Source organism: Streptomyces bambusae (genome assembly GCF_020532645.1).
In the GTDB taxonomy this organism is placed as follows: domain Bacteria; phylum Actinomycetota; class Actinomycetes; order Streptomycetales; family Streptomycetaceae; genus Streptomyces; species Streptomyces bambusae.
In genome coordinates, this window is sequence record NZ_JAJAUZ010000118.1 from 1 (window position 1) to 7,614 (window position 7,614).

Below are 7,614 nucleotides of genomic sequence, written 5' to 3' on the forward strand. Positions count from 1 at the left end.
CTCCGCCCCAAACCCCGCTCCACAAACGCCGGAGGGGCTGGATTTTGCCCCTGCGGCGGGCAGCCGGCCCGAGCGGGGTGGAGCTGACCCACCCGGCGGGCAACCAACCCAAGCAGGGTGGAGCTCCCCCACCCGGCGGGCAACCGACCCGGACAGGGTGGAGCTGACCCACCCGGCGGGCAACCGACCCGAGCGGGGTGGAGCTGTTACAGCCGGCGGGCAACCGACCCGGCACGGGGCCGGGGCCACCCGCCCGGCGGGATGTCAGAGCGCAGGTGGGGTCATGTCGTACGTGATCCACATCGTGCGGGTGGCGACCTGGTCGTACTTGGCCCGGGCCCGGTGGTTGTCGTCTGCCGTGATCCAGCGGACGACGCTCCAGCCACGTTCGGCCGCGGTCTCCCGGAGGGCCGCCAGCAACAGGTCCGCGGCCCCCGACCCCCGGCTGTCGGGTGCGACGAACAGGTCGTCGAGGAAGCACCCCACAGTGGCGGACAGCGGCCGGGCGAACGGCCGGTAGTGGGCGAGCCCGACCAGCCGCCCGTCGGCATCCTCGGCGACCAGCGCGTTCACCTCGTGACCGGGGTCGTGGATCCAGGACCAGACCCGCTCGGCGGCCTCCTCCGTCTGCGCGACCCCGTAGAAGTCCGCGTAGCCGCGGTAGAGGACGCGCCACTGCGGGAAGTCCTCGGCGCGGGCGGGGCGTACGTGCGGTCCGTTCGGCATGGGTCCCACTTTCACGATCGGTACGGAAGACACCCGATCATGCGGCACCCGCTCCCCCACCGCCCCTGCCACCCCGTCGAAACCGGCCCCACCGTCACGCCCCCACGGCCAGTGGACGCGGGTGCGCCCGCACCGGCTCCGTGCCCCGGACCGGGGTCCCGTCGGATAGGGGTTGGGGTGCGGATTAGGGGTCGGTTAAGGGTATGACCGAAAGACGGGCCTGCATAGCCTGCGGAAGTGGCGGCTGCTGCGACAAAGCAGCCGCCTACCCGAAGGAGAGGTTGGCATGCCTGCTTTGACCGACGCCCTTTTACGGGGAGCCGGCCCCGAGGAATTGGCGGCACTGGAACTCCCGGACCGGTACCGGGCCGCGCATCTCCGTGCCGATGACCTCGGAATGTTCGAGGGGGTTTCCGACAAGGACGTGCGCAAGTCGATCCACGTGGGCGAGGTCCCGATGCCGGACATCGCGCCGGACGAGGTCGTCGTCGCCGTGATGGCCAGTTCGATCAACTACAACACCGTGTGGTCGGCGACGTTCGAGCCGGTGCCGACCTTCGATTTCCTGAAGCGCTTCGCCCGCGAGGGCGACCACGCCGCCCGCCACGACCTGCCGTACCACGTGATCGGATCGGACGCCTCGGGTGTCGTCGTCCGGGTCGGCGCGGGCGTCCGCAAGTGGCGCCCGGGCGACCACGTCGTGGTCAGCTGCGTCCAGGTGGACGACCAGGAGCCGGCCACCCACGCGGACGGCATGCTCGGGTCGGGCCAGCGGATCTGGGGCTACGAGACGAACTTCGGCGGTCTGGCGGACTACACGGTGGTCCGCGCCAGCCAGCTGCTGCCCAAGCCGGCCCACCTGACCTGGGAGGAGTCGGCCAGCGTCCTGCTGACCGCCGCCACCTCGTACCGGATGCTGGTGAGCGACAAGGGCGCCCGCATCAAGCAGGGCGACGTGGTGCTGATCTGGGGTGCGACCGGTGGTCTGGGGGGCTACGCCGTCCAGATGGTGAAGAACGCGGGCGGCATCGCGGTCGGCGTGGTCAGCTCGGAGGCGAAGTCCGAGGTGCTGCGCCGGCTCGGCTGCGACGTGGTGATCAACCGCAACGAGATCGGTCTCGGCGGCGACGCCGCGCTCACGCCCGAGCGGACGATCGAGCTCGGCAAGCGGCTGGGCCGGGCCATCCGCGCCGCGGTCGGCGAGGACCCGCACGTCGTCTTCGATTTCATCGGCCAGGCGACCTTCGGAATTTCCGTATTCGTGGTGCGGCGCGGCGGGACCGTGGTGACGTGCGGTTCCAGCACCGGATATCAGCACCAGTTCGACAACCGCTATCTGTGGATGAACCTCAAGCGCATCGTCGGCAGCCACGCCGCGAATCTGCAGGAGCAGGCGGAATGCAACCGCCTTTTCAGGCTCGGGCACCTTTCCCCGGTGCTCTCCGAGGTGTTCCCGCTGGCGGACGTGTCCGAGGCGGCCCGGCTCGTGCAGGAGAACCGTCATCTGGGAAAGGTCGGCGTACTGTGCCTGGCGCCCGGCGAGGGTCTGGGCGTCACCGACCCGGAGGGGCGAGCCGCCCTGGGAGCCGACCGGCTCAACCCGCTGCGGTCCGCGGCCCGGGCGGCATGACATGACGGCCAACAGGACCAGCAGCGCACCGGCCCGGCCGGCCATCGGCATCCTGTCCACCGGCTCCTACCTGCCCAAGGACGAGGTGGGCAACGAGGAGGTCGCCGCCCGGGCCGGGGTCACGGCCGAATGGATCGAGCGCAAGACGCAGATCGTCTCCCGCCGCTACGCAGCCCCCCACGAGGCGACGTCCGACCTCGCAGTACGGGCCGGCGAGCGGGCTCTGGCGCAGGCCGGCCTGACCGCCGACCGGATCGACTACCTGATCGTGTCCACCTCGACGGGCGACTTCCCGCAGCCGCCGACCTCGTACCTGGTACAGGACGGGCTCGGCGCGTACGCGGCGGCCTGCTTCGACGTCAACGTGGTGTGCAGCGGCTTCGTCTACGCGCTGGACCTCGCACACGCGCTGACGGAGCGCCGCCCCGGTGCCCACGCGCTGGTGATCGGCGCGGACCTGTACTCGCGGATCCTCGACTTCGGCGACCGGCGCACTGCGGTGCTGTTCGCCGACGGGGCCGGTGCCGCGGTCGTCGGCCCGGTGGCGGAGCCGTACGGCATCCTCGGTGTCGACCTGACCAGCCGGGGCGACGCCCACGACCTGATCCGGGTCGAGGCGGGCGGCAGCCGCAACCCGGCCTCCGCGGCCACGGTGGCCGAGGGCGGCCACTTCTTCCGCATGAACGGGCGCGGGGTGCGGGACTTCGTCACCGAGCACGTCCCGGCCGCCCTCCGGTCCCTCGGGGACCGGCTGGGCGTCGGCCTGGAACAGGTGGACCACTTCGTACCGCACCAGGCGAACGGCGTGATGCTGGGCGAGGTCGTGGAACTGTCCGGGCTCTCCCGGGCGACCACCCACCGCACCCTCCAGAGGTACGGCAACGTGGGCAGCGCTTCGGTGCCGGTGGCGCTGGACGAGGCGCACCGGTCGGGTGCACTGGCACCCGGCGACCTGGTGCTGCTCGCGGGCTTCGGCGGCGGCATGTCGATCGGTGCCGCACTGCTCCGCTGGGGGGTGGCGGCATGACCGTGGACGGTACGGAGGGCCTGGTGGCGGACGTGCACCGGATCGGAGTCGTCGGCAGCGGGATCATGGGAGCCGGCATCGCCGAGCTGTGCGCGAAGGCCGGACTGGACGTGGTCGTCGCGGTGTCCTCGGAGCGGTCCCTGGAGGCCGGTCCGGCCCGGGTCGCGAAGTCCCTGGACCGTGCCGTGTCCCGGGGCAAGCTGGACGCGGCGCAGCGCGACGCGGCGCTCGGCCGCATCACCTTCACCCGCGACCTCGGCAGCCTCGGCGACCGGCAGCTCGTCGTCGAGGCCGTCAAGGAGGACGAGGAGCTGAAGCTCGACGTGTTCGCCGCCCTCGACAAGATCGTCGAGGCACCGGACGCGATCCTCGCCTCCAACACGTCGTCGCTGTCCATCGCCCGGCTGGCCAAGGCCACGACCCGGCCGGAGCGGGTGGTCGGCATCCACTTCTTCAACCCGGTGCCGGTACTGCCGCTCGTCGAGATCGTCGAGTCGGTCCTCACCGGGACGGACACCACGGACCGGGCCGAGGCCTTCGTGGCGGGCACGCTCGGCAAGTCGGTGGTGCGGGCCCCCGACCGGGCCGGCTTCATCGTGAACTCCCTGCTGTTCCCGTACCTGCTGTCCGCGATCCGACTGGTCGACTCCGGGCAGGCGAGCGCGGAAACCGTGGACCGGGCGATGGTGCTGGGCTGTTCGCACCCGCTCGGCCCGCTCGCCCTGGCCGACCTGATCGGTCTCGACACGACCGTGTCGATCGCCGAGGCACTGTATGAGGAGTTCAAGGAACCGCTGTACGCGCCTCCGCCCCTGCTGCGGCGCATGGTCGAGAGCGGCTTCCTGGGCAAGAAGTCCGGCCGCGGGTTCCACCACTACGGCTAGCGGGTTCCACCACTACGGCCAGGCCGAGTCTTCCGGATCAGCCCGCCTGATCCCGAAGACGGAGACGGGCCCGGGTCACGGCCAGCCGCCGCGCTCGGACCACCGCAACGCCCGGGTCTCCCCCACGCCCGGGCCGCCGCGGGCCCGGCCCCGGGTGCCGCCCGTGCGGGGGCGGCACCCGGGGGCCCGCGCGCCCCATCTGTCCTTGATCCAGCACCTTTCCGCGTGTGAGGCGTCCTTCCGCGCGCTGTTTCCCCGATAGGGAGCGAAGAACATGGCCATCCGTCCCGGGTTCCCCGTGCCGGACGATTCCCTTGCCGTTGTCGGACTTTCCTGCCGCTTCCCCGGCGCCCCCGACCCGGCCGCCTTCTGGCGGCTGCTGACGGAGGGTGCCGGCGCGGTCGGCCCGCTGGCCGGGGGCCGCCCCGGCCTGCCCGACGGGTCGGTGACCAGGCCGGCCGGCCATCTCGACGCCGTCGACGGGTTCGACCCGGAGTTCTTCGGGATCTCGCCGCGGGAGGCGACGGCGATGGACCCGCAGCAGCGCCTCGCCCTCGAACTGGCCTGGGAGGCACTGGAGCACGCCGGAATCGTGCCCGGCGTGCTGCGGGACACCCCGGCCGGCGTGTTCCTCGGCGCGATCTGGGACGACTACGCGAAGCTCGCGCACGCGCTGGGCCCGGACGCGGTCACGCACCACTCGATCACGGGCACCAGCCGCAGCATCATCGCCAACCGCGTCTCGTACGTGCTGGGCCTGCAGGGGCCGAGCCTGGTGGTCGACTCCGGTCAGTCCTCGTCGCTGGTGGCGGTGCAGCTGGCGTGCGAGAGCCTGCGCTCCGGGGAGAGCCGGATCGCGCTGGCGGGCGGGGTCAGCCTGAACCTGCTCCCGGAAGGCTTCACCGTCGCCGAACGGTTCGGGGCGCTGTCCCCCGAGGGGGTCACGTACGCGTTCGACGAGCGCGCAGACGGCTACGTCCGCGGCGAGGGCGGCGCCGTGGTCGTCCTGAAGCGGCTGGATGCGGCGCTCGCCGACGGGGACACGGTGTACGCCGTGATCCGCGGTGGCGCCGTGAACAACGACGGCGGCGGTCCCTCGCTGACCACCCCGCGCGGGTCCGCTCAGGAGGACGTGCTGCGGCGGGCGTACGCGCAGGCCGGGGTGGACCCGGCCGAGGTCCGGTTCGTGGAGTTGCACGGTACCGGGACCCCGGTCGGCGACCCGGTCGAGGCGGCCGCGCTCGGTACCGTGCTGGGTTCGGGCCGCCCGGACGGCAACCCGCTGCTCGTCGGCTCCGTCAAGACCGGCATCGGGCACCTGGAGGGTGCGGCCGGCATCGCCGGACTGGTGAAGGCCGTGCTGTGCCTGCACGAGGGAACGCTCGTGCCCTCGCTGAACTTCGAACGTCCGCACCCGCAGATCCCGCTGGCCGACCTGGGCATCGAGGTCAGCACCCGGACCCGGGCGCTGCGCGGCGGGGCGGACGCGGCGGGCGGGGACGCCGGCAGCGGGGGTCCGGTGTTCGCCGGGGTGAGCTCCTTCGGCATGGGGGGTACCAACTGCCATCTCGTCCTGTCCGACTGGAGGCCGGAGGAGACCGCCGGCGAGCGTCCGGCGGCGGCTGCCGGGCTCCCCGTGCTCCTGTCGGGCCGCTCCGAGGCCGCGTTGCGGGCCCAGGCCGGCCGGCTGCTCACGCATCTCGATGCACGGCCGGACCTGCCCCTCGACCGCCTCGTGCACGCCCTTGCGACGACCCGCACCCACTTCGTCCACCGGGCAGCGGTGCTCGCCGACGACCCGGAGGCGCTGCGGACGGCACTCCGCGCACTGGCCGACGGCGCACCCGGCGGCACCGTGCAGACCGGGAAGTCCGTGCCGGGAGCCGTCACCGCGTTCCTGTTCACCGGGCAGGGCAGTCAGCACCCGGGCATGGGACGCGAACTGTACGTCTCCCAGCCGGTGTTCGCCCGCGCCCTGGACGAGGTCTGGGCCCTGCTCGACCCGGAGCTCGACCGGCCGCTGCGCGCCGTGATGTTCGCCGAGGACGGCTCCGCGGACGCGGCGCTGCTGCACCGGACCGCGTACACCCAGCCGGCGGTCTTCGCCTTCGAGGTGGCGCTGCACCGGCTGCTGGTCCACTGGGGGGTCGCCCCCGCACTGGTGCTCGGGCATTCGGTCGGCGAGATCGCCGCCGCCCATGCGGCGGGCGTGCTGTCCCTGGCGGACGCGTGCACGCTCGTCGCGGCGCGCGGCCGGCTGATGCAGCAGCTTCCGGAAGGCGGAGCGATGGTCGCCGTCCAGGCGTCCGAGGAGGAGGTCCTGCCCGACCTGGCGGGCCGCGCCGACACGGTCGCGGTGGCCGCCGTCAACGGCCCTCGGTCCACCGTGATCGCAGGCGACGAGGGCGCGGTGCTGGAGATCGCCGGGCGCTGGCGGGACCGGGGCCGCAAGACGAGCCGGCTGCAGGTCAGCCACGCCTTCCACTCCCCCCACATGGACCCGATGCTGGCGGAGTTCCGGTCGGTCGCGGAGCGCCTGACGTACCACGCGCCGCAGCTCACGGTGGTCTCCTGCGTGACCGGCACGGCTGTCGACGCGGCCGTGATCGCCACGCCCGGTCACTGGGTGCGGCATGCCCGCGACGCCGTCCGCTTCCGGTCCGGCGCGGCTGCGCTGGAGGAGCTCGGCGCCCGGGTGTTCGTCGAGGTGGGCCCGGACGCGGTGCTGTCCGCGATGGGCCGGGACTGCGTGAGTGACGAGTCGGCACTGTTCGTGCCGGTGGTACGGGCCTCTCGCCCGGAGGGCCGGACGCTCGCTTCCGCGCTGGCCCGGCTGCACGTGCACGGCACGCCGGTGGACTGGGCGGGGGCCGCTGGTTCACCCGGGGGCTCGCGGGTGGTGCTGCCGACGTACGCCTTCCAGCGGGAGCGGTTCTGGCTGGCGGAGCCCGCCGCGGTCGCGGCCGGGGATGCCGCGGCCGGGGCCGTCGCTGCCCCGGTGCCGCCGGCTGCCGTGCCGGCGCCGGACCAGCAGGAGCCTTCGCCCGAGCGTTCCGGTTTCGGTTCCCGGCTGGCCGGCCTGTCCGAGGGCGAGCGGGAGCGTGAACTCGCCGCACTGGTCGCAGAGCAGGTCGCGGCGGTGCTGGAGTACACGTCGGCGGCGGCCGTCGACCTCGCCCGGACCTTCAAGGAGCTGGGCTTCGATTCGCTGACGGCCGTCGAGTTCCGCAACCGGCTGGCCGGTGCGGCGGGTGTGGCCCTGCCGTCGACGCTGGTGTTCGACCACCCGACCGGCGAGGCCGTCGTCCGGCTGCTCCGCGCGGAGCTGCTGGATGCGCAGGACACCA

At 73.0% G+C, this 7,614-nt stretch carries 5 protein-coding genes; 4 read left to right on the forward strand and 1 reads right to left on the reverse strand.

Annotated elements, in window-relative coordinates:
- Positions 1-264: 264 nt before the first annotated feature.
- Positions 265-726, reverse strand: a complete 462-nt coding sequence (locus tag LG634_RS37140) for a GNAT family N-acetyltransferase (protein WP_226740922.1) — start codon at positions 724-726, stop codon at positions 265-267.
- A gap of 286 nt (positions 727-1,012) precedes the next feature.
- On the opposite strand from LG634_RS37140, the gene ccrA reads away from it, so the two are divergent.
- The 4 genes from ccrA to LG634_RS37160 all read left to right on the forward strand — a co-directional run.
- Entirely contained in the window at positions 1,013-2,356 is a 1,344-nt protein-coding gene (ccrA, locus tag LG634_RS37145; protein WP_226740924.1) for a crotonyl-CoA carboxylase/reductase, read from the forward strand.
- Between the two features lies 1 nt (position 2,357).
- Positions 2,358-3,383 (forward strand): 3-oxoacyl-ACP synthase III family protein, encoded by a 1,026-nt coding sequence (locus LG634_RS37150; RefSeq protein ID WP_226740926.1) that lies wholly within the window; start codon positions 2,358-2,360, stop codon positions 3,381-3,383.
- Positions 3,380-4,267, forward strand: a complete 888-nt coding sequence (locus tag LG634_RS37155; protein WP_264204080.1) for a 3-hydroxybutyryl-CoA dehydrogenase — start codon at positions 3,380-3,382, stop codon at positions 4,265-4,267. The genes LG634_RS37150 and LG634_RS37155 overlap by 4 nt, the downstream gene beginning before the upstream one ends.
- A 274-nt stretch (positions 4,268-4,541) precedes the next feature.
- A partial coding sequence (locus LG634_RS37160) for a type I polyketide synthase (protein ID WP_226740928.1) occupies positions 4,542-7,614 on the forward strand: 3,073 nt, incomplete at its 3' end.

Bases quoted from the DNA above. Each gene is read 5' to 3' on its own strand.
- LG634_RS37140 (WP_226740922.1), bottom strand. From the start codon at position 726: ATGCCGAACGGACCGCACGTACGCCCCGCCCGCGCCGAGGACTTCCCG.
- ccrA (WP_226740924.1), top strand. From the start codon at position 1,013: ATGCCTGCTTTGACCGACGCCCTTTTACGGGGAGCCGGCCCCGAGGAA.
- LG634_RS37150 (WP_226740926.1), top strand. From the start codon at position 2,358: ATGACGGCCAACAGGACCAGCAGCGCACCGGCCCGGCCGGCCATCGGC.
- LG634_RS37155 (WP_264204080.1), top strand. From the start codon at position 3,380: ATGACCGTGGACGGTACGGAGGGCCTGGTGGCGGACGTGCACCGGATC.